At 73.7% G+C, this 24,799-nt stretch carries 19 protein-coding genes; 6 read left to right on the forward strand and 13 right to left on the reverse strand.

Annotation, left to right across the window (positions count from 1 at the left end; translation table 11 throughout):
- Positions 1–2: 2 nt before the first annotated feature.
- From OG432_RS17470 to OG432_RS17490, 5 genes are all read right to left on the reverse strand, one after another.
- Positions 3–161 (reverse strand): DUF6760 family protein, encoded by a 159-nt coding sequence (locus OG432_RS17470; protein ID WP_162952566.1) that lies wholly within the window; start codon positions 159–161, stop codon positions 3–5.
- Positions 158–625: a hypothetical protein gene (locus tag OG432_RS17475; protein ID WP_328311867.1), complete on the reverse strand. Its 468-nt coding sequence runs from the start codon at positions 623–625 to the stop codon at positions 158–160. Before OG432_RS17475 ends, OG432_RS17470 begins: the two co-directional genes overlap by 4 nt.
- Entirely contained in the window at positions 625–1,068 is a 444-nt protein-coding gene (locus OG432_RS17480; RefSeq protein ID WP_328311868.1) for a phage tail protein, read from the reverse strand. Before OG432_RS17480 ends, OG432_RS17475 begins: the two co-directional genes overlap by 1 nt.
- Positions 1,069–1,127: 59 nt before the next feature.
- Entirely contained in the window at positions 1,128–2,720 is a 1,593-nt protein-coding gene (locus OG432_RS17485) for a phage tail sheath family protein (protein WP_328311869.1), read from the reverse strand.
- A gap of 335 nt (positions 2,721–3,055) precedes the next feature.
- A complete protein-coding gene (locus tag OG432_RS17490; protein ID WP_328311870.1) occupies positions 3,056–3,211 on the reverse strand; it encodes a hypothetical protein in 156 nt (51 codons plus the stop codon).
- A 470-nt stretch (positions 3,212–3,681) separates the two neighbouring features.
- Between OG432_RS17490 and OG432_RS17495 the strand changes: the two genes are divergently transcribed.
- From OG432_RS17495 to OG432_RS17505, 3 genes are all read left to right on the forward strand, one after another.
- Positions 3,682–7,359, forward strand: a complete 3,678-nt coding sequence (locus OG432_RS17495; protein WP_328311871.1) for an AfsR/SARP family transcriptional regulator — start codon at positions 3,682–3,684, stop codon at positions 7,357–7,359.
- A gap of 50 nt (positions 7,360–7,409) precedes the next feature.
- Positions 7,410–8,975, forward strand: coding sequence for a peptidoglycan-binding domain-containing protein (locus OG432_RS17500; RefSeq protein ID WP_328311872.1), 1,566 nt, complete (start codon positions 7,410–7,412; stop codon positions 8,973–8,975).
- Between the two features lie 260 nt (positions 8,976–9,235).
- Positions 9,236–10,657 carry a hydrolase gene (locus OG432_RS17505; protein WP_443058579.1) on the forward strand — a complete coding sequence of 474 codons (1,422 nt, stop codon included), beginning with the start codon at positions 9,236–9,238 and terminating at the stop codon, positions 10,655–10,657.
- A 219-nt stretch (positions 10,658–10,876) separates the two neighbouring features.
- Here the strand turns inward: OG432_RS17505 and OG432_RS17510 are convergent, their stop codons facing one another.
- From OG432_RS17510 to metG, 4 genes are all read right to left on the reverse strand, one after another.
- Entirely contained in the window at positions 10,877–12,988 is a 2,112-nt protein-coding gene (locus OG432_RS17510) for an AAA family ATPase (RefSeq protein ID WP_328311874.1), read from the reverse strand.
- Complete coding sequence (locus OG432_RS17515) at positions 12,985–13,692, reverse strand: DUF4255 domain-containing protein (protein WP_328311875.1); 708 nt, start codon at positions 13,690–13,692, stop codon at positions 12,985–12,987. Before OG432_RS17515 ends, OG432_RS17510 begins: the two co-directional genes overlap by 4 nt.
- Before the next feature lie 65 nt (positions 13,693–13,757).
- Positions 13,758–14,435 (reverse strand): response regulator transcription factor, encoded by a 678-nt coding sequence (locus OG432_RS17520; protein ID WP_328311876.1) that lies wholly within the window; start codon positions 14,433–14,435, stop codon positions 13,758–13,760.
- 205 nt (positions 14,436–14,640) lie between these two features.
- The gene (gene metG / locus OG432_RS17525) at positions 14,641–16,227 is read right to left on the reverse strand and encodes a methionine--tRNA ligase (RefSeq protein WP_328311877.1); all 1,587 of its coding nucleotides are present in this window, start codon (positions 16,225–16,227) and stop codon (positions 14,641–14,643) included.
- Positions 16,228–16,394: 167 nt separating this feature from the next.
- On the opposite strand from metG, the gene OG432_RS17530 reads away from it, so the two are divergent.
- Positions 16,395–17,048, forward strand: a complete 654-nt coding sequence (locus tag OG432_RS17530; protein ID WP_328315139.1) for a response regulator transcription factor — start codon at positions 16,395–16,397, stop codon at positions 17,046–17,048.
- The gene (locus OG432_RS17535; RefSeq protein WP_328311878.1) at positions 17,045–18,199 is read left to right on the forward strand and encodes a sensor histidine kinase; all 1,155 of its coding nucleotides are present in this window, start codon (positions 17,045–17,047) and stop codon (positions 18,197–18,199) included. The genes OG432_RS17530 and OG432_RS17535 overlap by 4 nt, the downstream gene beginning before the upstream one ends.
- Here OG432_RS17535 and OG432_RS17540 read toward each other — a convergent pair.
- The 3 genes from OG432_RS17540 to OG432_RS17550 all read right to left on the reverse strand — a co-directional run bounded on the left by OG432_RS17540 (position 18,180) and on the right by OG432_RS17550 (position 22,132).
- Positions 18,180–19,514 carry a VWA domain-containing protein gene (locus OG432_RS17540; RefSeq protein ID WP_328311879.1) on the reverse strand — a complete coding sequence of 445 codons (1,335 nt, stop codon included), beginning with the start codon at positions 19,512–19,514 and terminating at the stop codon, positions 18,180–18,182. The genes OG432_RS17535 and OG432_RS17540 overlap by 20 nt on opposite strands.
- A 93-nt stretch (positions 19,515–19,607) precedes the next feature.
- A complete protein-coding gene (locus tag OG432_RS17545) occupies positions 19,608–20,630 on the reverse strand; it encodes a hypothetical protein (protein ID WP_328311880.1) in 1,023 nt (340 codons plus the stop codon).
- Between the two features lie 14 nt (positions 20,631–20,644).
- Positions 20,645–22,132: an APC family permease gene (locus OG432_RS17550; RefSeq protein ID WP_328311881.1), complete on the reverse strand. Its 1,488-nt coding sequence runs from the start codon at positions 22,130–22,132 to the stop codon at positions 20,645–20,647.
- A 366-nt stretch (positions 22,133–22,498) separates the two neighbouring features.
- Between OG432_RS17550 and OG432_RS17555 the strand changes: the two genes are divergently transcribed.
- Positions 22,499–23,692, forward strand: a complete 1,194-nt coding sequence (locus tag OG432_RS17555) for a M23 family metallopeptidase (RefSeq protein ID WP_328311882.1) — start codon at positions 22,499–22,501, stop codon at positions 23,690–23,692.
- On the opposite strand, the gene OG432_RS17560 is transcribed toward OG432_RS17555, so the two are convergent.
- Positions 23,652–24,647, reverse strand: a complete 996-nt coding sequence (locus OG432_RS17560) for a LysR family transcriptional regulator (protein ID WP_328311883.1) — start codon at positions 24,645–24,647, stop codon at positions 23,652–23,654. The genes OG432_RS17555 and OG432_RS17560 overlap by 41 nt on opposite strands.
- Positions 24,648–24,799 lie beyond the last annotated feature (152 nt).

Below are 24,799 nucleotides of genomic sequence, written 5' to 3' on the forward strand. Positions count from 1 at the left end.
CGTCACCGCTCCCCTTCGCCTTGTTCCACCAGTGCGGCCACCCGCCGTACGTACGCCCGCCGGTCCGCATGCTCCAGGTCGAGGATGGAGTCCATGTCCCAGTGGAAGTGGTAGGCGAGGTACGCGGTCTCCTCCTCGATCCGGTCGGCCGCGTACGTCACGATTCCCCCAGGCGGCTCCCGGCCAGCTCGACCTCGAAGGACTGCTCGCAGTGCGGGCAGGCCACGGCCGCGCGGGTGTGGCCCTCCGCGTTGATCTGCCGGTAGAAGTCCTGGAGGAAGGCCAGGTCGGAGGCGAACATGTTCTCCACCGTGCCGTCGTGGACATCACCGAGGGTGCCGAGCCGGGTGATGACCCGGCCGAGCAGGACCACCGACAGGTACGCCGGGTTCTCGCGGACCCGTACGTCCCGCAGCGGGAGCAGCTCGTCGCGGGCGGTGGCGAGCCGCATCGCGCCGCGCCGGTGCACGGTGCCCGACTCGTCGACGTACCCGCGGGGCAGCTCGAACTCGAACTCGGTGCGCAGGGTCTCCCGCGCACCCGTCGCCGCGCCCGTGCCCGCGAGGGACGGGGCGTCGGCTCCGGGGAGCGCCCCGCCGGGAACTCCAGGACCTTCGCGGCGCATTACTCGATGACCAGCTCTTCGAAGGTGATGGAGACCTGCTCGGTCATGGCGGCGGCGTCGCCGGCCTTGACGGCGCTGATCTCGACCTTGTTGCACCAGGCGTTGCGCAGGTGGTAGCGCTTCACCGGGTTGTCCTGGTAGTCCATCATGATGATCGAGGCGTTCTTGCGGGCCGAGCCCATGTTCCCGTCGATGGACTCCTTGATCCACTCGGAGAACGTGGCGGACTGCGTCGCGCCCCGGGTCACCGTGCACTCGCCGGCCTTCTTGACGCCGGGCAGCTTCTTGATGATCGGCTTGCCGTCGGACGAGACCTGCTGGTACTCGATGACGTCCTGCTCCATCGAGAGGCTGCTGACCTCCTGAAGGTACTCGACCATGATGCCGTCGATCTGCAGGCCGAAGTTGTGTGTAGTGAGCGCATCACCAGGCTGAAGCGACATGCTGGTTTACTCCTGTTTCGTGCGAAAACGGCTGTGGGACAAGCGAGTCGGGGCGCGGACTACTCCTCAAGCTCGCCGCCGCCGCCCGAGAACTGGGCGAGCCGGAACACGACGAACTCGGCGGGCTTCACGGGCGCGATGCCGATCTCGCAGACCACGCGGCCGAGGTCCACGGACTCCGGCGGGTTGGTCTCCTCGTCGCACTTCACGTAGAAGGCGTCCTCGGCGCGCTGACCGAACAGGGCGCCGCTGCGCCACTCGTTGACCAGGAACGCGGAGATGTTGCGACGGATGCGGGCCCACAGCGCCTGGTCGTTCGGCTCGAACACCACCCACTGGGTGCCGATCAGGATCGACTCCTCCAGGTAGTTGAAGTAGCGGCGCACGTTCAGGTAGCGCCACGCCGGGTCGGAGGCGAGGGTGCGGGCGCCCCAGACGCGGATGCCGCGGCCCGGGAACGCGCGGATGCAGTTGACGCCGACCGGGTTCAGGAGGTCCTGCTCACCGCGGGTGATCTGGAGCTCCAGGTCGACGGCGCCGCGCACGATCTCGTTGGCCGGGGCCTTGTGGACGCCGCGCTCGGAGTCGTTGCGGGCCCAGATGCCGGCCATGTGACCCGACGGCGGGACCAGCTTGGTCTGGCCCGTGGAGGGGTCGAACGACTTGATCCAGGGGTAGTACAGGGCGGCGTAACGGGAGTCGTAACCGGCGCCCTCCATCCGCCACTTGCGGATGTCGCGGGCGTTGAGTCCGGGCGGCGGGTCGAGGACGGCCATGCGGTCGCCCATCAGCTCGCAGTGCGCGACCAGGCCGAGCTGGACGGCCTTGACCTGCTCCAGGTCGATCAGGCCCTGCTGGTAGGCGGCCATCAGGTCGGGGACCGCGACCATGTTGATCTCGTCGAACGCCTCGAGGCCGCCGAAGCCGGTGCGGTCGGCGGAGTCGCCGATGAACTGGCCGGACTCGATGCGGGCGACCGTGCCCCCGCTGGTCGGGGCGGGCGCGGCGGCGGGGGCCGGCGGGGCCAGGGTGACGGCCTGCGCGTCCGGCTTCGCCAGCTGACCGCCGGCCACGGCCTCCTCGACGGAGATCGTCTTGGAGCGCTGCTTGACCTGCGTGACGACGAAGTTGCGCGCCGACTTCTTCGCGCTGACGTCGAAGTTCTCGACGACGGTCTCGCCGTCCTTGACGACCAGCTTGAAGCGGTCGCCGTTGCCCTCGCCCTCGGCGTCCTGCACCTCGACGGTGAGCGAGCCGCCGCCGGTGCCGGCCGCGATCGCGGACACCTTGAACGTGCCGAGCGCCACGGCCTCGCCGGCGGTGATGGCCTGCGGTGCGGGCGCGGAGGCGCCGGCCGGCTGGCGGGCCGCCCGGCCCGGTCCGTCCTCGGAGCCGCCGACCCGCACGACGTAGGCGGCGGTGCCGCCGTTGTTGAAGAAGCCGTAGACGGAGTGCGCCAGGTAGTACCCGTCCGTGAACTCACCGAACTCGGCGACGTACTGCGACCAGTTGGTCACCAGCGTCGGCTCGTTGAGCGGTCCGACGGGCGCGAGCCCGACGAAGGCGGCCACCGAGGTGCCGACCCCTTCGATGGGGCGGGATCCGCTGGCGACTTCCTCGACGTAGACGCCGGGGGACAGGTAGTTGGGCACGGGAAGCTGCTCCTTGTTGCTGGATTACCTGGATGACGGAGGTGTCGGCTGGCGCCCGGAGGCGGCCGGGCTGTGCTGAGCGCGGGGCGGACGACTCCTCCCGCATCCGAGCTGCACACGGTGTCCCGCCCCGAAAACGCTGCTACCGGCCCATTACCGTCCCAGCCTCGCGCGGCGCGGCCCCCGCGGGGAGGGGAGAAGGTGCGTGGCCGAGGGCAGCACGAGGTGCCCTTCCGGTCATCGGCGGGCGTTCTTCCGGCCGGATGGGGTACGAGAAGGGGTTCCGTGCCCGGCGCTCGGCCCGGTGCTCACGGGAGCGGCCGCGCGGCGCGGGGTCAGCTCTCACCCGCCGCGTCGGTCGCGGTTCCGGCCTCCTCGGACGGCGAAGGGCGCCCGGTGCTCAGCCGGTTCGCCTCGCGGACCTTCTCCAACAGCTCTTCCCTTCGCCTGGCGTCCTCGGCCGCCTGGTCGTCCGCCCTGCTGCCGCTCATGCACGTACCCCCCTGGGCTCGTATGCCGGTTCCCCGCGCTGTCCCGGACAGTGAGCGTGCGGTGGCTGTCCGTTCCTCCAGCAGCGTGCTCCCGGACGGGCGGCCTGGCCAGGGGGTGGCGCCCGTCGTAGGGGGCGCGCCACGAACGCGCCCCGAAGGCGGTGCGGCTGTTTTCGCCGGTCCCGCGCGGCGGCACGCTCCCGGCGGCGGCCGCCTCGCGATTCTTGGTGCGCCCCCGAGGGAACGCAGGAGGCGCGGGGCCCGTCTTGGGGGCAGTGGGGGTGCCCTTTCGACCGGTTACCCCGGGGATACGGGGGCAGTTCAAGCCAACTCCCTGTGCGATACATGTGCTGATGCGGGCCTGTGGGCGGTACTGGCGTAGCGTTCCGGTGACCGGACGAACAGGATCCGGGGGCCGAAAGGGCAGACGTCGGGGGACGAATCGGCCGGACGACTGAGAGGGCGACGGCGTGGCGGTATCCGGCGGAACGAGCGAGGGCGGCATACCCGGCGGCACATCCGGCGGCACGGACGGCGCCGCCGGTGTTGCCGGTGGGCTGCGGTTCCGCATGCTCGGTCCCGTCGAGGGCGACCTCGACGGCCGGCCCCTGCCGCTCGGACCACCCCAGCAGCGGGCCCTGCTCGCCGTGCTGCTGCTGCGCGAGGGCCGGCCCGTCTCCATGCCCGAACTGCTCGACGCGATCTGGGGGGAACGGCTGCCCCCGCGCGGCGTCGGCACCCTGCGCACCTACGTCTCGCGCCTTCGCACCCTCCTGGAGCCGGGCCGCCCCTCGCGCACTCCGGCCAGGCTCCTGGTGTCGGCGGACGACGGATACGCGTTGCGGGTTCCGGCCGCGGCGCTCGACACCGTTGTCTTCGAGGCGCGGCTCGCCGAGGCGGCCCGGCTGCGCGGTGCGGGCGACACCGCGGCCGCCCACCGCGAGCTGACCGGCGCCCTCGCCCTGTGGGGCGGCAGCCCGCTGTCCGGCCTTCCCGGCCCGCACGCGGAGCGCGAGCGCGACCGCCTCACCGAGCTGTGGCTCTCCGCCCGCGAGGACCACTTCCACGGCGCCCTCGCCCTGGACCGCCACGCCGCGACGATCGCCTCGCTGCGCGCGTTCGCCGCCGAACACCCGCTGCGCGAACGCACCCAGGCCCTGTTGATGCTGGCGCTGCACCGGGCCGGCCGCCAGGCCGACGCGTTCGCCGTGTACGAGACGACCCGGCGCACCCTGGACGCCGAACTCGGCGTGCCGCCGGGCCCCGAGCTGACCGCCCTGCACACCCGTCTCCTGACCCGCCCCGCGCGCGAGCCCCGCCAGGCCGGCCGCGCGCGGGAGACACGGCCGGGGCGGGAGGGCCACCCGTCCGGCGAGCCCCGCTCCGCGCCCGCCGCGGGACGCGGACCCCGCCCGCCGCAGGGGTCGGGCCAGCCGCACGCGCCCGCCCCGCCGAACGAACACCGCGCGGCGCGCGAGCACGGCACGCCGGGCACATCCCGCCCGTCCGGGGCGCCCCACCCGCTGGGCGCGGCCCGCCCGGACCGGGGGGCCCGCCCGGAGCCCGGACACCGCCCGGAGCCCGGATACCGCACGGGCCCGCCGTCCGACCCGGCGCCGGCCCAAGAGCCCATTCCCGCCTGGGAGTTCCGCCGGTCCGATGTGGCAGGGCCCGACGCGTCCCGGTCCGACGCGTCCCGGCCCGGTGCGCCCCAGTTCGATGCGCCGCGATGCGCCGCGCCGCGAGCCGGCGCGCCCCGCCCGGCCCCGGAGCCGCGCCCCGCCGCCGCGCCCCGCGCGGCCGGCCCCGCGCGCGGCGAACCGGTGCCGTCGACCGCCCCGACCGCCCCGACCGCCCCCGCCGCCCCCGCCGCTCTCGGCGCGGACATCGGGCCGGACGGCCCCGTACCGCCCGCCGAGCGCCGTCCCGTACACCCCCGGCCCTCCCAACTCCCGCCCGCGATAGCGGACTTCACCGGCCGAGTGGGTTTCCTCGGCGAGGTGTCCGACCTGCTCCAGGAGGCCGCCGACGGGCGTTTCACGGGGGTGGGGATCCTGACCGGGCTCGGCGGTGTCGGCAAGAGCGCCCTGGCCGTGCGGGCGGGCCACCGCATGCGCCGGGCCTTCCCCGACGGACAGCTCTACGTCGACCTGCGCGGCGGCGACGCCGAGCCCGCCGACAGCGCGGACGTCCTCGCCCACCTGCTGCACTCGCTCGGCGTCGCCGAGGAGGCCGTGCCCGACGACATCGGCCGGCGCGGCGCCCTGTACCGCTCGCTGCTCTCCGCGCGGCGCGTGCTCGTGCTGCTCGACAACGCGCACGACACCGCGCAGCTGACGCCCCTGCTGCCCGGCACCCCCGGCAGCGCGGTCCTCGTCACCAGCCGGACCCGCATCGTGGGCCTGCCCGGGGCGCGGATCGTCGACGTGGAGGCGATGAGCGAGCAGGACGCGCTGACCATGCTCGAAACCATCGTGGGCGCCGAGCGGGTGCGTGCCGAACCCGAGGCGGCCCGCCAACTCGTCGCGTCCTGCGGCCGGTTGCCGCTCGCCGTGCGCATCGCGGCGTCCCGGCTCACCGCCCGCTCCGACTGGGCGGTGGCCGACCTGACGGCCCGGCTGCGCGACGAACGCCACCGCCTGGACGAGCTGGAGGCCGACGGACTCGGGGTCGACGCCGCGTTCCGGCTCAGCTACGAAGGCCTCGCAGGTCCGGCCGCGCGTGCCTTCCGCCTCACGGCCGCCGCGGCCGTGCCGGTCTTCGGGCGGTCCACCGCGGCCGCCCTGCTCGACGCCGACGAGTACGCGGCGGAGGAGGCCCTGGAGGCGCTGGTCGACGCCGGTCTCCTGGAGGCCTGCGGGGTGGACCGCTACCGCTTCCACGACCTGGTGCGGATCTTCGCCCGGCGCGTGCTCGACGCCTCGCCCGACGCGGCCGAACGCCCGGCGGCGCAGCGCAGACTGCTCGACCACGTCCTGGCCACCGTCCGCAACACGGTGCGCTGTCTGCGCCCGCTCAGCCGCGTCCCCGACCTGCTGCACACCCCGCGGACGCCCGGGTACCGGCCGGCCGACGCCGAGGCCGCGCGGGCCTGGCTCCAGGAGTCGCACCAGCTGATCCGGGACACCGCCGAGCAGGCCCTCGGCAAGGGCCCCTGGGAGGAGCTGGGCGCGGACGCGCTTCGCCCCGCCGTCGACCTCCTCACCGGCTGGGCACACCTCGTGCTCGGCACGGCACGGCGCCGCGAACTCCACGGTCCGGCCCGCCTCGCCCTGACCGTGGCGCACCGTCACGGCGACTCCCGCTCGGCGGGCCGGGCGCTGCGCCTGATCGCCGCGGTGCCGCAGCAGACCTGCGACACCTACCGTCACACCGAGCGCACCCTGCGGGAAGCCCTGAGGTGCGCGGCGCTGGCCCGCGACCCGCTGACCGAGTCGGAGGCGGCACACGAACTCGCCATGATCCTCGCCGCGATGGGGCGGCCCGCCGACGCGCTGCCCCTGTTCGAGCAGGCGTACGCCCGCTTCGTCGAGCTGGGCAGCAAGGGCGAGGCGGTGCGCGTACTCGCCCATGTCGTACGCGCCCACATGCTGCTCGGCCACAAGGAACGCGCCGAGTCGGCGGCCAATGAAGTGCTGCGGTCGGCAAGGGAGTTGGGCGACCGGGGTACGCTCGGACATGTGCTGTACCAGATCGGCTGCGCGTTGCTCGCGGGCGGCCGTCCGGTGCGGGCCGCGGCCCACCTGCGGGAATCGCGCCAGCACCACCAATGGGTCGGCGACCTGCGGTGGGAGGCGATGGCGTGGGCCCGGCTCGCGCACTGCGCGCTGGCCAGGGAGCGGCCCGGCGAGGCCGCGGCCTGCGCCACCCAGGCGCTGTCCATCGAGGGCGACCTCGGCGATCCGTTCTGCCGGGGCCTCGCGCTCGCGGCCCGCGGCCGTGCGCTGCTCGCCCTCGGCGAGACGCCGGCGCTGTCCGCGCTGGCCTCGCTGCGCACCGCGCACCGGCTGCTCAGCGCGCGCGGCGCGGCGGAGGCCGACGAGCTGACGTCGCTGTTGCGGTCCGCGCCCGCGGTGCCGGGACAGCCCCCGGGCCCGCCGGGAAGCCCGGTGGGCGGGGCCACGAGTGCAGCCGGCGCTGCCCTCTGACAGAGCCTTTCGGGCAGGGGGGCGCGGGGCCCGCGCCCTAGCCTTCCCCCATGACCATGTGGACGTCTCTGGACCCGGCCGCCGTCGCCGTCGATCCCGGTGGGCGGGCCACCGCACGGCTGCGCGTGCGCAACACCGGGGACACCGTCGAGGAGTACCGCCTCTCGGTCGTCGGCACCCCCGCGGGCTGGTCCCGGGTGGAGCCCGACACCCTGCGTCTGTACCCCGGCAGCGAAGGCACCGCGGAGATCTCCTTCGCGCCGCCGCGCTCCCCCGACGCCCTGGCGGGCCCGGCCTCGTACGGGATCCGCGTGGAGCCCCGCGACCACCCCGAGGTGCGGGACGTCCTCGAAGGACAGGTCACGGTCGCGCCGTTCACCGAGGTGCGTGCCGAGCTGATGCCGGCGACCCTGGTGGGCCGGTTCCGCGCGCGGGCCTCGGTCGCCGTCGACAACGTCGGCAACACCACGCTCACGGCATCCCTGACCCTGCGCGACGAGGCCAACCGGCTCACCTACGAGATGGCACCCAACGCGGTCCAAGTGGAGCCCGGAAGGGCCGCGTTCGCGAAGCTGACCGTCCGGCCGCAGCGGGTCCGCTGGACCGGCGGCACCGAGCACCACCGCCTGAGCCTGTCGGTGCGCCGCTCCGGGGACGACACCGCCGTCGATCTTTCCGGCACCTTCGAGCAGCGTGCGGTACTGCCGCGCTGGATGCTCGTCGTCGCGAGCGCGGCGGTCACGGCGTCGGTCGCGTTCGTGATGCTGTGGCTCGGCTTCCAGCCGAAGGTCGCCACCGCGGCCGGCGAGATGCAGGCCGCCGCCGGCGCGCAGCCCGTGCCGCAGGGCTCCGAGACCCCGCTGCCCGCCGCCCCCTCGTCCCCGCCGCCGGCCGCGCCTCCCGGCGCGGCGGTCCCGCCCGCGGGCGGCTCGGGCGGCGGCGACGGTGGCGCGGGCGGCGACTCCTCGCAGGTCGGCGGCGGCCCGCCCGTCCCGCCGCCCGCGCCGAGGACCGCGCCCAAGCCGGCCGCCGACGCCCCCGTCGGGCCCGTCTGGGACGTGGGCTACAAGCCGGACGTCATCGTCACGTACGCCCAGTACCGCCTGGCCACCCTCGGCAACGAGTGCGCCCTGAAGCCCGGCTGGACCGCGGCCGTCATCGACAAGGCCACCCAGACCTCGCTGGCCTGCTACCAGCGGCACGTCATGGCGGACCAGAAGACCAGCCGCCAGCTGACGCTCACCGACCAGCGGTACGGCACCCTCGGCCGGGCCACCCTCACCTCGATGTGGGCCCAGGGCATCCGCCCGGAGGACGTGAAGAGCGGCGCGAACAACTTCAAGGTCCGGATGCTCGCGGCGTCCCTGTGGTGGGCCAACCAGTCGGCGATCTCCGACGTCGACCTCGACCGCGACCGGGACTACGCCGAAAAGGGCGTCGCCTACTTCAAGAACCCCGCCAAGGGCGAGACGATGAAGGCGGACGCGGGACTCGCGTCGGCGATCAAGGAGTACCAGCAGAACGTCGGCCTGAAGCCGACCGGCGTCGCCGATTCGAAGACCCTCAACTGGCTGGTCGGCGGGGCGGTCAAGGAACCCGGCAAGGTCGGCCGTTAGCGCGGGCGTTAGCGGGCGTTAGGCCCTGCTGATCGCGGCCTGCGAGGCTGGTCGCGCTCATGAACTCCCGGGCGGTTGTTCCCCCGCGACCGCCCGGGTCCCCCGTGCCGGAGACCTGCCGGTGCCGGGCGAGGACGTCGACCGGCGGCCGGGGCGTCCGACGCGCGGGCATGGCCGCTCGGGCAGCCAGTCCTGCCCCCGGAACTGCCCCTTCCGTCCCTGTACTTCACCCCCCGGCCCACTTGACTCATGGGGTGAGTATGTGGACTGCCCTGGAGCCCCCCGCCACCACCGTCGCACCCGGTGACAGCGCCGTCGTACGACTGCGGGTGCGCAACACCGGGGACACGGTCGAGGAGTACCGGCTCTCTCCGGTCGGTGACCCCGCCGGGTGGGCGAGCATCGAGCCGGCCGTGCTGCGGCTCTACCCCGGGGCGGAGGGAACCTCCGACATCACCTTCGCGCCCCCGCGCACCCCGGACGCCGTGGCCGGCCCGACTCCGTTCGGCATCCGCGTCGAACCGCGCGAGCACCCCGGGGACGCCGATGTCGTGGAGGGCCGGCTCACCGTCGGCCCGTTCGCCGAACTCCGTACGGAGCTGGTGCCGCGCACCGTGCGCGGCCGGCGCAGGGCGCGCGGCCGGGTGGCCGTCGACAACCTCGGCAACCAGCCGCTGACCGCCTCCTTCTCAACCCGCGACAACGGCGACGCCATCACCGTGGAGGCCCTGCCCACCGCGGTCCAGGTCGACCCGGGCCGCGCCGGGTTCGCCGAGGTCCAGCTGACCGCGACGAACGTGAGCTGGTTCGGCGGGGTGCGCCAGCACCCCTTCACCGTCTCCGTCCTGAGGTCCGGCGAACCCACCCCGAACGAGCTGCGCGGCACGTACGTGCAGCCGTCGGTCTTCCCCGGCTGGTTCCTCGCCGTCGGCTCGCTGCTGCTGGCGCTTGCCGTGGCGTTCGCGGTGTTCTGGTTCCAGCACGACATCGGCGTCAAGAGCCAGGCCTCCGAGCAGGCGGCCGCCCGGGAGGAACCCCTCCCGCAGGGCTCCAAGTCGCCGCTGCCGTCCACGCCGCCCTCCCCGTCGAAGGCCCCCGACCCGCCGTCCGCGCCGCCCTCGGCCCCGGCCGCCCAGCAGCCGAAGCCGAAGCCCGCCGGCGGTGGGTCCGGCGGTGGCGGTGGCGGTGGTGGTGGCGGGCCGAAGAAGCCCCAGTACGACCCGAACAAACTGGTACGCATCCAGTCGGGGCTCGGGAAGTACCTGACCACGGCCACGGACCAGAAGCCGGAGGGCCGCTACGTCTACTCCTGGGACGAGATCCGCGACCAGCCCACGTGGGACCAGTACTGGTACGTGCGCCCGCTGCCGAAGAACGAGTTCGCCTTCACGGCGTCGACCGAGAAGTGGGCCGTCGCCGACAACACCCGGGAGGGCAACCAGGTGCAGATGTGGGGGGCGTCCGGCGGTGATGCGAGCCTGACGAACGGCCAGATGACGTCGAACCAGAAGTGGGCGATAGAACCGATCGAGGGGGCGGACGGGTTTGTGCGGCTGATCAGCAAGGACGGGGGTTGGTGCCTGTCCGATCTGTCGCCCAACGACAAGGTGATGCAGGTGACGGAGGTGCGCCCCTGCGGAGCCCTCCCGGCCGACCAACAACGCTGGCGCATAGTCGACTAGCCCCCCGGGGGGGCTCCGACCCGGCCCCGTTCGCGCCTGAGGGGCGTTCGTCCTCAAGCTCCCGGGAAGACCAATCACCGTCCATCGCCCGGTTGAACACACCTGGTCGAGGCCAACCTGCGCGCGGCCGGCATCTCCGTCCCGAGTCGGACCCGGCCGCCCGGCGGACCCGGCCGCCCGGCAGACCGGGTCGGCCGGACGGGACGTCGAAGACACGACCTAGGGGGTCCAGGCGAGGCCGACGCCGGGGACGAGGCGGCCGGATTTCACGTACTCCCGCCGCGCTCCGACCCGCACGTCCTCCGCGGACACCGCACCCCCCCGTCCCGCCGCGAGATACCCCGCCGTGACTCCCGCGGAGCGAATCGCGCCGCCGGCGAGGTCGAACTCCTTGGCGCAACGCAGGAGTTCGGCGTCGAGGCCGGGCTCCTGCGGCACCCCCGCCAGGCAGCTGCGCCACAGCTGGGCGCGCAGTTCCACGTCGGGGAACGGGAAGTCCACGATCAGGTCGATCCGCCGCGTGAAGGCCTCGTCGATGTTGGCCCGCAGGTTCGTCGTCAGGACCGCGATGCCGTCGAACGCCTCAAGCCGCTGGAGCAGGTACGCGCTCTCCAGGTTCGCGTACCGGTCGTGCGAGCTCTTCACCTCCGACCGCTTGCCGAACACCGCGTCCGCCTCGTCGAAGAGCAGCACCGAGTCCGTCCGGTCCGCCTCCGCGAAGATCTTCTCCAGGTTCTTCTCCGTCTCGCCGACGTACTTGTCGACGACGGACGACAGGTCGACCACGTACATGTCGAGCCCGAGCTCCCCCGCGACGACCTCCGCCGCGAGCGTCTTGCCCGTGCCGGAGTCCCCCGCGAACAGCGCGACGACGCCCCGCCCGCGCCCGCCCCCCGTGCGCAGCCGCCACTCGCCGAGCACCCGGTCCCGGTGCCTGGCCCGTCCGGCCAGTTCGTGCAGCATCCCGAGCGGTTCGGCCGGAAGGACCAGGTCCGCGAAGCCGACGGCCGGCCTGACCCGCCGCGCGTGCCGGTCGAGCAGCGGCGCCGACAGGAGCCGGGCGCTGCGCTGCACATGGCCGAGGCCGACCGGAACACCTTCGAACCCGGCGAGCGCCAGCGCCCCCCGCGCGGCCAGCCGCACCTGTCCCGCGCCGAGCCGATACGGCCCGACGGCCTCTGCCAAGTCGCCCTCGTACGAGGGGAGTTCCTCGCTCCACGCGGTCAGCGGATCCGTCTCGACGGCCGTGTCCTCCAGGGCCAGGAGCGCGGCCCCCGGCGCCCATGTGGGGTCGTACGGCTGGGTTCCGGCGAACACCACGGTCACGTCGGGCGCGGCGAGTTCGCGGACCAGCGGTCCCGGTTGGTCGTCCGGGAGCTCCACGACCACCGCCGTCCCCGCCCCGCGCAGCCGTGCCTCGCGCAGCAGCGCGCGCACCGCCGCGTGGTCGGTGTGCCCGTTGTGGTCGGTGTGCCGGGCGTGCCCGGTGTGCTCGCCGTGTCCGGTGCTCACGGGGCGGTGGCGCAGCACCGCGCGGCCCGCGCCGCGCAGGGCGAGGGTCACCGCGTCCGCGCCGCTCCCCGCCCTGCGCTCGCGCAGATGGACGCAGACGGGCCGCTGTGCCAGCGCGATCCGCGCCGCGACCCCGTCGTCGGGAGCCGAGCCGCCCGGCGTGAGCAACTCGACCCCCCATCCGCCCAGTTGACCGTCGAGCGTGTCGTCCCCCAGGAGATGGGCGACCACCCGCTCCGGGACTCGCAGCGCCCGGCCCGGCAGCGGCCGCTCCTCGTCCTCCAGGACCACCAGGCCCTTCGCGACCAGCGGCGCGGCGGGGTGGAAGCGCCCCCGCGCCACGGGGTCGTACGGGCCCGTCCCCGCGAGGTCGAGGGCGAGGGTCACCGAGGCCCTGCGGCGGCCCACGTCGTCGTTGAGGTAGCCGTACAGCGCCTCGAAGCGCCGGTCCACGTCGGGCGCGAGGGCCACCAGGAGGATCAGCTCATCGAGCTCGCCCAGGCCGAAGTTCCCGGCGAGGAGCGCCAGACGGTCGTCCGGCCCGAAGAGCAACTCGCTTTCGTCGAGAGGGAGTTCGGTCGGCGCCGCGCCCGCTTCCGTAGGTGACGGCGACTGCGACTGCGACTGCGACGGTGATGGTGACGGCGGCGCGGGCATCGGGGCCGCGGCCAGGCGGGCCGCCGTGTCCGCCGAGACGTACAGGCCGCGGAGCGGGTCCTGGGCCGTCGGGTCGTCGGCGGAGCGCGACTCCACCAGGGCCGCGATCGTCGTACGCAGACGGTCGAGCCGGAGCAGCAGGGCGCGGGCGGCCTCGTTCACCGGGTACCACCGTTCTGGCCGCCGTCGTTGCGGGAGCCGTCCTTGCGGGAGGCGTCCTTGCGTGAGGCGTCCTTGCGTGAGGCGTCGCCCCGCGAGCTCCGCATCATCCGCGGCTTGGCGTCGGCGGGCACCCCGTCCCGGCCGCGCACGCTGATCACGCCCTCGGTCACCGGCGGGGCGACGTCGTACACCGGGGTGACCGGGAACGGCGTCGTGATCACCACGTCGAGCGAGGGCTTCAGCTCGCCGCCGAGCGCCGACCAGATGTCGGCGAGCGAACGCGACTCGGCGGGCGGTACCGCGACCGTCAACGGAATGGTCACGTTGTACGCCTCAAGAGCCGGCGGTACGAAGGCGTCGGGCAGCATCTCGTGCGGCAGCAGACACGCCAACGCGCCGGACAGCAGGCGGTGTTCGTCCTCGGGGCGGCTCGTCCACGCCGTCAGGAGGTAGGACAGGCGGTACCAGCGGGGCGGCTGGCGCCTGCGCAGCACCACGCCGTTGGCGTCCCGCTCCGCGTACGATCCGCGTTCGCGGCGGGCCACGTCCTCGCGGATGTCGTACAGATAGGCGTTGAGGGTGGGGGTGTTGCGCCGGGCCGCCCAGTCGCGGGTGGGCGCCTCGAAGACGACGTCCCCCGTTCCCTCGGGGAGTGCCCCGCCGCGCAGGATGCGCCGCAGCGCCTCGTCTATTTCGTGGATCATGGAGCCAATTTCCCAAATCGGTGGTGCACCGTCGGCCGGCCGGGTGGCGCCGCGCCGGCCGGATGCTAGATGTAGCCCTCGCGCAGCGCGTAGGCCACCGCGTGCGCGCGGTTGGTGAGCTGGAGGCGGGTCATCAGGGCGTGCAGAATGTTTTTGACGGTGCGTTCCGAGTAGGCGAGCTTCTCGGAGATCTGGCGGGTGTCGAGGCCCTCGGCGACCAGGCGCAGCACGTCGACCTCGCGCGGCGCCATGCCGAAGAGGGGCGCGGCGGACGAGGAACCGGCCGACGCGGACGTCGTCTCCGAGCGGCGCAGCCGTCCGACCTGGACGAGCAGTCGGCTGATGAGGTCCGGCGGCAGTTCGCCCTCGCCGCGCGCCGCGCTGTGCACGGCCTTCAACAGGCGCTGCTCGGTGGCCTGGTGACGCCACAGGATGGCCCGCACCCCGTACTCGACCACGGTCAGGAGATCGGGTTCGCGCAGCTCGCGCGCGATGAGCACCACGCGCTGTTCGCCGCCGCGCACGACGCGGCGCAGCTCCGCGGAGGCCGAGTCGTCGACCTGGTCGACGAGCATCACGGCGACGGTGGGGTCGGCCGTGCGGCCCTCGCCGTCGCGGGGGTCGCGGGTCTCGCGCAGGACTTCGACGGTGGGCTGGTGCTGCAAATGACTGATGACTCCGGCCCGGCTCAGCGGATCGGAGGCGTGAACGGTCACCGTGACACGATTCGCGAGCAATGGCATTCCCTGTCCTTTCCCTTCTCCGTGCTACCTACCGGCACAGTCTGGTCGGGCCCGATCAACAGCGAATCAACAACGGTTGAATGGGCCACCGATCCGGTCACACGCGGACGGAAACGGCAGGCAGGGCGGGCGCACGAAGGCGGGGCGGGGCGCCGCGGGAGGACGGCGTCGAAGCGGGCGCCCCGCACCGGGGCCAACGGCTCGCTCAGGCGGAGGCGGGCTTCTCCTCAAGACGCGGGAAGAGCACCGCGCCCTTGGTGACCTTCGCGCCCGGGGTCAACACGCCCCACGCGCCCGCGTCCTGCACCCGCTGCCCGTCGAGCGCGCCGAGCGCGGCCTCGGCTCCCAGCGAGTCCCACAGCTTCCGCGAGGTCTCCGGCATCACCGGGTTGAGCAGCACCGCGACGCCGCGCAGCGCCTCGGCGGCGGTGTAGAGAATCGTCGCGAGCCGCGCCCGGCCCCCGGCGGATTCGTCCTTGGCCACCTTCCACGGCTCCTGCTCCGTGAGATAGCCGTTGACCTGCTTCACGAACTCGAAGACGGCCAGGATGCCGCCCTGGAAGTCGAGTTCGTCCCCGATGCGCCGGTCGGCCTCGGCGACCGCCTTCGCGAGCCCGTCCTTGACGGCCTGCTCCGCCTCCCCGTCGGCGGCCGACGCGGGCAGTTCGCCGCCGAAGTACTTGCCGACCATCGCCGCGACGCGCGACGCCAAGTTGCCGTAGTCATTGGCGAGTTCGGAGGTGTAGCGGGCGGTGAAGTCCTCCCAGGAGAACGAGCCGTCCTGGCCGAAGGCGATGGCCCGCAGGAAATACCAGCGGTAGGCGTCCACGCCGAAGTGCGAGGTCAGATCCTGCGGCTTGATGCCGGTCAGGTTGGACTTCGACATCTTCTCGCCGCCGACCATCAGCCAGCCGTTGGCCGCGACCTTCCCCGGCACGGGAAGGCCGTTGGCCATCAGCATCGCCGGCCAGATGATCGCGTGGAAGCGCAGGATGTCCTTGCCCACGAGGTGCACGTCGGCCGGGAAGATCTCCTCGAAGCGGGCCTGGTCGGCGCCGTACCCGACGGCGGTCGCGTAGTTGAGGAGCGCGTCCACCCACACGTAGATGACGTGCTTGGTGTCCCACGGCACCGGCACGCCCCAGTCGAAGGTGGACCGGGAGATCGACAGGTCCGTCAGGCCCTGCTTCACGAAGTTGAGCACCTCGTTGCGGGCCGACTCGGGCTGGATGAAGCCGGGGTTCGCCTCGTAGAACTCCAGGAGCCTCGGACCGTACGCGCCGAGCTTGAAGAAGTAGTTCTCCTCCTTGAGGAGCTCCACCGGCTTCTTGTGGATGGCGCACAGCTGCGTGCCGTCCTCGGCCTCGATCAGGTCGCCGGGGAGCTTGTACTCCTCGCAGCCCACGCAGTACGGGCCCTCGTAGCCGCCCTTGTAGATCTCGCCCTTGTCGTACAGGTCCTGCACGAACTCCTGCACCCGGTCGGTGTGCCGCTTCTGGGTGGTGCGGATGAAGTCGTCGTTCGCGATGTTCAGGTGTTCCCACAGGGGCTGCCACGCCTCGCCGACGAGCTTGTCGCACCACTCCTGCGGGCTGACGCCGTTCGCCTCGGCCGTCCGCATGATCTTCTGACCGTGCTCGTCCGTGCCCGTCAGATACCAGACCTTCTCGCCGCGCTGGCGGTGCCAGCGGGTCAGCACGTCACCGGCGACGGTGGTGTAGGCGTGGCCCAGGTGCGGGGCGTCGTTGACGTAGTAAATGGGCGTCGAAACGTAGTACGTCGGCGAAGGCATGCACTGAATCCTATCCGCCGGGGTGCGGACGCCCGCCCGGGATGTCCGGATGCCGGACGCCCCGGACGGCCGCCGACGCGCGGCGGAGAGGTTTGCGAAACACCCCGTGTCGTACCAAGGACGCATCCTGGGACGGAAGGGGGCACGTGCACACGAAGGACGAGAACATGCGGGTACTGGTCGCCGAGGACGAGGAGGTCCTCGCCGAGCTCGTCGCCACCGGCCTGCGCCGGGCCGGCTTCGCCGTGGACACGGTCTACAGCGGGGACGCGGCCCTGGCCTACCTCGGCCTGCACGACTACGACGTGGTGGTGCTCGACCGCGACCTGCCCCGCGTGCACGGCGACGAGGTGGCCCGCCGCCTGGTCGCCGACGCCTCCCGCACCCGCATCCTCATGCTGACCGCGTCCGCGTCGACGGAGGACCGTGTGGAGGGCCTCGACCTGGGCGCCGACGACTACCTGGGCAAGCCCTTCGAATTCCCCGAGCTGGTCTCGCGGGTCCGCGCCCTGCGCCGCCGCAGCGCCCGGCCGGTCCCGCCGGTCCTGGAGCGGCACGGCCTGTGCCTGGACACCGTGCGCCGCACCGCGCACCGCGAGGGCCACGAGCTCGACCTCACGCCCAAGGAGTTCGCCGTGCTCCAGATCCTCCTGGAGGCCGACGGCGCCGCAGTCTCCGCGGAGGAACTCCTGGAACGCGCCTGGGACGCCAACGCCGACCCTTTCACAGGAGCGGTACGCGTCGCCATGAGCAAGCTGCGCGCCAAGCTCGGCGAGCCCGCCCTGATCCGTACCGTCCAGGGCGTCGGGTACGCCCTGTGATCAGGACGCGGATAGCGCTGATCTTCGGCGGTGTCTTCCTGGTGCTCGGCGCGGCGCTGCTCGCCGTGGTCAACCTGCTCTCGCGGGCCGGCACCGAACAGCAGGCCACCGCCATCGCGACCCGCGCGACCACCCTGCGGATGCCGTCCGGGGTGCCCGCCTACCGCAACGGGGTCATGCCCCTCGAACCGCTCACCGTCTACCGGGTGAGCGCCGACGTCAGCGACGCCGCCTCCAGCCAGACCGCGCTGTGGTCCACGCTGGCGCTCGTCGCGATCGCGCTGCTCGCGGTCGTGGTGGGCTGGTGGACGGCGGGCCGCCTGCTGCGTCCCGTCCACGTCATGACGGAGCGGGCCCGCAGGCTGACGGCGAACAATCTGCACGAGCGGGTGGGGGCCGCGGGTCCCGACGACGAGCTGAAGGAACTCGGCGACACCATCGACGACCTGCTCGGCCGGCTCGAAGCGGCCTTCGACAGCCAGCGCCGCTTCATCGCCAACGCCTCGCACGAACTGCGCACCCCGCTCGCCACCCAGCGCACCGCGATCCAGGTCGGCCTCGACGGCGAACCGAGCCCCACCGACCTGGAGCGCACCCGCACGACGCTGCTCGACAACAACCGGCGCAGCGAGCAGCTCATCGAGGGCCTGCTGATGCTGGCCCGCAGCGAGCGGGGCCTGGAACGGCGCGAGGAGGTGGACCTCGCGGAGGTCGTACGGGAGGAGGCGGCGCGTCACGACACCGTGAAGGTGACGGCGGCGCCCGCCGTGGTGCGGGGCAACCGGGCGCTGCTCGTCCGGCTCACCGCGAACCTCCTCGCCAACGCGGTCACCTACAACCAGCCGGGCGGCACGGTGGAGGTCACCGTGCGCGGCGGGCGGCTCGTGGTGGCCAACCCGACGGGCCCGGTGGTCCCGGCGGACGGCGTCCCGGGCCTGTTCGAGCCGTTCCGCCGGGGCGAGGGCCGCGACCGGATGGGGCCGGGCGCGGGGCTCGGCCTGTCCATCGTGCGCTCCATCGCGGTGGCGCACGGCGGGACGGCCACGGCGGAGCCCGGCGCCGATGGCGGGCTCACCGTGACCGTCTCGCTCCCGGCGAGGACCCGGCCCCGCGTTACGGGCGGTACACGCGTTACGGGCGGTACGAGCTGAGCAGCCCCTGGTAGACCTCGGCGTCGCTCAGCTCGCGCGGCGCGGGCCCGGCGTGGAAGAACCCGACGTGGTCGTGCTCGCCCTCGGCCGTGCGCAGGAAGTCGAACGCCTTGGCGTCCGTCTCGCCGAACGCCACGAACTGCCAGTACAGCGGCTTGTCCGCGACATCGACGAGCGCCTGGCGAGCGGGCAGCTTGGCGTCGGGGGCGCCGTCGGTCTGGAACACGACGAGCACCGGCCCCTCGTGCCCGGCCTTCTCGACGTGCTCGACGACCTCCTCGACACCCCGGTGGTAGCTGGTGCGGCCGAGCCGCCCGAGCCCGGCGTGCGTCTCGTCGACGACGCCCTCGTACGCGTCGAGGGTGAGGTCGGCCGACCCGTCGATGTCGGTCGAGAAGAACACGGTGTGCACGGTGGCGTCCTCGTCGAGGTGCGCCGCGAGCGCGAGCACCTGTTCGGCGAGGCCCTGCGCGCTGCCGTCCTTGTAGTACGGCCGCATCGACCCGGAGCGGTCGAGCACGAGGTACACCTTGGCCCGCGCCGCGCCGAGCCCGGCCTTCTTGAGCGCGGCCCCGGCGGCCTTGTACGCCCCCGCGAGTCCGGGCGCCCGCGACTTGACGCGCGCGGCGGGGACGGCGGGCTTGGCGGCCTTGGCCTCGGCCGGAACGGGCTCGGCCTCCGACTCCGGCTCGGCTTCGGCCTTGACGGGCTCGGGCTCCGGCTCCGGCTCGGCTTCGGCCTTGACGGGCGCGGGCTCCGGCTCGGCTTCGGGCGCGGGCTCCGGCTCGACCTTCGCCGGCTCGGGCACCGTGGCCTCCGGCTTCACGGGTTCGGGCGTGGCCTCGGGTTCGGGCTCCGCCGCGGCGGCCACGGGCTCCTCGGCCGGCTCGGGCTCGACGGCCGGCTCCTGCTCCGCGTCCTTCTCCGGTTCCTGCTCCGTGTCCTTCGCCGGCTCCGGCTCCGGCTTCGCCTCGGTGCGGGGCTGGGGCACCTCGGCGGCGGCAGCGGCGGGTTCAGGGGTGGCGTCCGGGGCCGGGGCCTCCGGGGCCGGGGTGGTGGCGCCCTGGGCGTCCCCGCCCTGGGCGGGCGGGCGCGGGCCGTCGAACGCGGCGGCCACGAGCGCCTCCGCCTCGGACAGCTCTCCGCCGCGACTCGGCGCCGGGACGGTGGCCGCCCCGGTCGTGGTGGCGGCCGGCGTTCCGGACGTCGTCTCCAGGGTGCGTTCCGTCTGGGGCGGTACAGAAGCCGCCGACGCATCGGCACGCTCCGTGCGATCGCGTCCGAACACCTTGCGCAGCAAGCTCCGAATGCCCATGGGCGAGGCCTTTCGCATGAGTTGGGTGCGATACGTACCGCACTGCGCCGACAGGTCCGGGGTCCGATCCCTGGCCAGCGCGGACACGTAAGGTTAGCGACCCCGCCGGGGGTTTCCCGGAAAGGGGCCGGGGCAAGTCCGGGAGGCCCGGCCCGTCGCCCGCTCGCGCCAGCGCAGAATCTGCTGGGCGGGGTCGCCGGTGTAGACCCACGGCACCGTGGAGACGCGCTCGCCGAGCAGCCCGACCAGGGCCACCGCCTCATGAGTGAGACCAGCACAACAAGCGGCGTGCGCAAGGTAGTTGAGCTCGGCTGCCTCGGCGGCGCGGACCGGCCCGGGTGGGCGGCCGCCGAGCCACCGGTCGTAGGTGCGCCGCAGCTCGGTCACGGCGAGTTCGTGGCTCCAGTGCTGGCCGAATCCCCGCACCGGCCGGCCCTTCGCGGCCTCCGCGACATAGCGGTACTCCTCGACGCGGGCGATCTGCACCAGGACCGGCAGCGGTGACCCGGCGGGTGCGGCGCCCGCCGCGTCGCGTGCGAAGTCGTACATCGAGCCGTGGGTGCCGTGCCAGCGTGCCGAGAAGTAGCGCACCATCTGAATGTGGCCTTCGAGGTGGTACGGGTCGCGGCGGCGCAACTCCTCCCACCACGATCGCAGTTCCCGCCGGGACACCCCGCCGTCGTACAGCCGGACCACGGTGAGCAGGGAGGCCCAGGGCATCGGGTCGGCGGGGCGGGCGTCGGCGGCGCCGAGGCAGGCCATCACGGCGACGTCGATGCGGTCGCGGTCGGTGCCGGCCCCGCGTCCGGCGGCGATGGCGCCGTTGAACGCCCGGGTCACCTCGGTGGCGGCGCGCAGCACCGCCGCGTCCGCGCTGTCCGGTTCGGCGGCACGCCAGGCCTCGACGATGGACGACGCGGCGGCCGCGTTGGCGAGCAGCCTGATGCGGTGGGTGCGCAGCGCCCAGTCGTCGCCCGTGGACCGCAGCAGGTCGCGCACGCCCTGCCAGCGGCCGATGGCGATGTCGTGCCGGGCCACGGTGAGGGCGCGGTCACCGAGGTCGGCGTCGAAGCGTACGGCCGTCCCGCGCTCGGAGCGGCGGCGCAGTGCTGCCATCCGCGTACCGCCTCTCAGAAGTCGGTGGGGTGTCCAGCGGCGACGTAACTGCTGTGTGGCGCGGGCGAGTTGGGTCCACCGGCGCCGGCCTCGAAGGAGCGGGTGGCGTCCAGGCGGGCGGGGCGGTAGTACGGGCTGCCCCGGCGCCAGTACCAGAGCATCGGGGCGATCCCGGCGAGGAGGCTGCCGATGCCGATCGCCACGGCCGCGGCGCTGAGCCGGGTCAGCGAGAGTCCGAAGGCGCAGAACATGAAGAGCGAGCCGAGCAGCGGCCAGACCCCGCCGAGCAGGAAGGAGCCGACGGATTCGGTGAGCGTCCCGCGGTAGGCGACGACCGCGGCGAGACCGGCGAGGCCGTAGTACAGAGTGGTCTGGAGGCCGATCGCGGAGAGCGCGTCGGCCATGATGTCCTGCACCGAGCCGAGCGCGTTGGAGGCGACGAACAGCAGCAGCGCCACCGCGCCGACGACGACGATCGCGACCCACGGCGTGTTCCACCGCCGGTGTACGGCGCCGAGCGCCCCCGGCATCGTCCGGTCGCGGCCCATCGCGAACAGCGAGCGGGTGACCTGGATGAGGGTGGTCTCCAGGGTGGCGATGGTGGAGAGGACCGCGGCGAGCACCATGAGCCTGCCGCCGGCGCCGGGCCAGATCCGCTCGCCGAGCAGGGCCAGGACGTTGGTCCGGCCGTGGGCGATCTCGTCGCCGGTGAGCAGGGCGTCGGTGGCGACGGTGAAGGCGACGAACAGGGCGAAGACGACGCCGACGCCGACGAGGGCGGCGAGTCCGGCGGTGCGGCGGCCGTCGCGGGTCTCCTCGCTGAGGTTGCTGGTGACGTCCCAGCCCCAGTAGTAGAACGCGGCGATGAGGGTGCCCGCGGCGAATCCGGGGACGCCGTCGAAGTGGCTGAAGCCGAGCCAGGACCAGTCGAAGGGGACGGCCCCGTCGCCGTCGCCGACCCGGATGAGCGCACCCGCCGAGAAACCGAGCAGGATCATCAACTCGACGCCCGACACGATGAGTTGGGCGCGGGCGGAGAGGCGGGCGCCGCCCAGGACGACCGCCAGCATGAGCAGGAACCAGCCGGCGCCGGTGAGGGTGGCGAGCGCGGTGTCGTGGGCGAGGCCGGCATCGAAGAGGCCGAGGGTCATCTGCCCGGCGGGCAGCGAGCCCGCCACCATGAACAGGGTGGCGGCGACCACGAGCGCCCAGCCGCTCAGGAACCCGAGGAAGGGGTGCAGGGTGCGGCCCACCCACGAGTAGGCGGCGCCCGCGTGCACGTCGATCCGGCCGAGCCGGCCGAAGGCGAGCACGATGCCGAGCATGGGTATCGCGCAGTACAACAGGGCCGCGGGGCCGGCAAGGCCCGCCGACCCCACCAGCACGGTGGTGGTGGCGGCCAGCGAATAGGCGGGCGCGCTGCCCGCCACCGCCATGACAACGGTGTCGAAGGTGGACAGGGCGTTGGGCTGTAGCCCTCTGCCACTGGTGCTGCTGCTCATGGCCGAACATCCTTTGACGGCGCGACATATGGCGGTATGTCAGAAACGCCGGGTGCAACGGTCCCGTGCGGCAGGCGCGGCGGTCGGGTGCGGCAACCCGGAGTCGAGCGCATCGTAGTCGCCGGTGCGCCCGGTGGTTGCCCGGCGCGACACCGCGGCGCGTAACGCACCGTACGACGGCCGGACTTCGTCAAGTCCGCGTCCGGCGACGGGGTGTGAGCGGCGACTCACGGGTCCGTGGCCCCGGGCGCACAACCGCGCTGCCCGGCCGATCGTCTTGCGGGTGACAGAGCCCGCGTGCCTTGTGGCGGAAGCGCCGCAGGACACAGCGCCCCTCGCCCCCGACCAGAGGAAGATCACCGGACCGTGGAGCCGACGCAGCAGCCGGACCGGAGCGCGGCCGCCCTCGCGCTGGAACGCTTCCTTCTCGCCGGACCCGGGCGGTGGCCCGAACTCGCGCCCCGCGTGGTGGCCGCCGTGGGCCGGGACCGCCTGCACGAGATCCTCACGGCGACCGGCGAACGCGTCGGCGGTTTCGCCGGGGTCACCGAGGGTCCGGAGGGGCTGGTGATCGAGGGCCCGGCCGGCCGGGTCCTCGCCTTCGCGCGGGCGGACGCCGAGGGGAGGATCACCGGGCTGCTCGTCGCCCCCGGCACGCACCGGCCCGCGCGCCGCCGCCTCCCGCTCCCGCCGCGCGCCCGGGGCGCCGTGGCAGGCGCGGCGTTGTTCCTGCTGCTCGCGGTGCGCGTCGCGGCCTGCTGGCGCGCCCCGTCCCTGGCGGCCTGGTGCACCGAGGGGTCGGTGGTGGCCGTCGGCTGTCTGCTCTTCGCGGGGTTCTTCGCGCCGGCCCGGCTGCACCGGTGGATCCGCGCGGCGGTGGCGGCGGGCGCGGTGGCGGCGCTCGCCTCCGCGTGGCGCCTGACCCGGCTGCCCGCGGGACGGCCGGACGCGTACCTGGCGGCCGGTGTCGCGCTGCTCGCGGGATGCGCCGGCTACCTGGTGTGGGCGCGCCGCCACCGCTGGGGCGCGCCGCTCTCCGCGGCCCTGGAGTTTCCGCTGCGGGGCGGAAGCTGGCTCGTCCTGCAGGGCGGCGGCCCCGGGCTCAACCACCACGCGTCCCACCCCGAGGAGCGCGGGGCCCTCGACATCGTCGCCACCGGGGCGCGCGGCTCCCACCCGGGCGGCGGCGCGTCCCCGGACACGTATCCGGTCTACGGGGCGACGCTGTACGCGCCCTGCGACGGGCGGGTGGTGTCCGCCGCCGACGGCTTCGAGGATCAACTGCCGGGGACGATCCGCTACGAACCGCCGTACGGAAACCATGTGTTCATCGACACCGGCCACGAGATCGTCAAGCTCGCGCACCTGCGGCCGGGCAGTGTGCGTGTGGCCTCCGGGGACCGGGTGCGGGCCGGGCAGCCGCTCGGTGAGGTGGGCAACACCGGCAACACCACCGAACCGCATCTGCATCTGCACGCCGAACGTGACGGTGTGGGGCTCGACCTGCGCTTCACCGGCGTCAGGGGGACGCTGCACCGGGGTCGGGTCGTACGCAACTGACGGCGCCCTGCGGGACGCCGCCCCGGTTCTCCAGCCAGGCGCGGTAGGGCGGCGAGGACGACGCCGCCTCCCAGTACGCCGCCTCCAGATCGGCGCCGACCCCGGCGAGGTCGCCCCCGTACGCGCCGCTGCGGACCGCCAGGAGGAGGCGTACGCCGATCGGGTCGCCGCGCAGGGGGCGGACGGCGAAGTCGGAGCGGGGGCGCGAGGTGGGCTGGCACAGGGTGACGATCTCGCCCGTGGCGACCAGACCCACCGCCGTGAGGTAATCGCCGTGCAGCACACGCGGGTCGAGCCCGGCCGCGTTCAGGACCCGGCGCAGGCCCTCCCATTCGCCGTCCACGCTCGGGTCGACCATCCACTGGTCGGCGGCGAGGTCGGTCAGGTCCACCACGGGGCGGTGCGCGGCCGGATGGTCGGCGGCCAGGCACACGAACTGGGGCTCGCGCTCCACGAGCGTACGGACGTCGAGACCCGCGGGGACGCGCAGTGGGCAGCCCTCCACCTCGTGCACGAAGGCCACGTCCAGCTCGCCCGCCGCGACCTGGCGCAGCAGCGCGGTGGCCGAAACAGCCACCTGTAGTTCGGTCTCGGTGCCGGGCAGCCGCTCCCGCAGCCGGCGCAGCCAGCCGGGGATGGCACGGCTCGCCGTGGAGCCGATGCGCAGCCGTTCGCCCCGCGCGGTCCGGGCGGCCGCGGCCCGCGTTTCGGTGACCAGCGCGTTGATCGACGCGAGCAGCGGCCTGGCCCGGCCGACCACGCCCCGGCCGAGCACCGTGGGCACACAGCCGGTCCGCTCGCGCGAGAACAGCCGCCCGCCCAACGTGAGCTCGATGCGCCGCAGTTGGGTGGTCAAGGCGGGCTGGCTCGTGCCGAGCGCCCGCGCCGCGCCGTGCAGACTGCCGGCGTCGGCGATGGCGCACAGCACCCGCAGATGTCTCACCTCCAGCTCCATGCGGCTGAGGTTAGGCGGCGCTAACTCTTCGCACCAGATGACCAAAACCGCTCTGATACGCGGGAGTTATCGCAGATCGGCATCATTCCCGTACGTCGCTGTGGCCACCACAATCACCGGGACGACGGCGCGCCGCGACTCACCCGGTCGTG

It is taken from the genome of Streptomyces sp. NBC_00442, assembly GCF_036014195.1.
Taxonomy (GTDB): domain Bacteria; phylum Actinomycetota; class Actinomycetes; order Streptomycetales; family Streptomycetaceae; genus Streptomyces.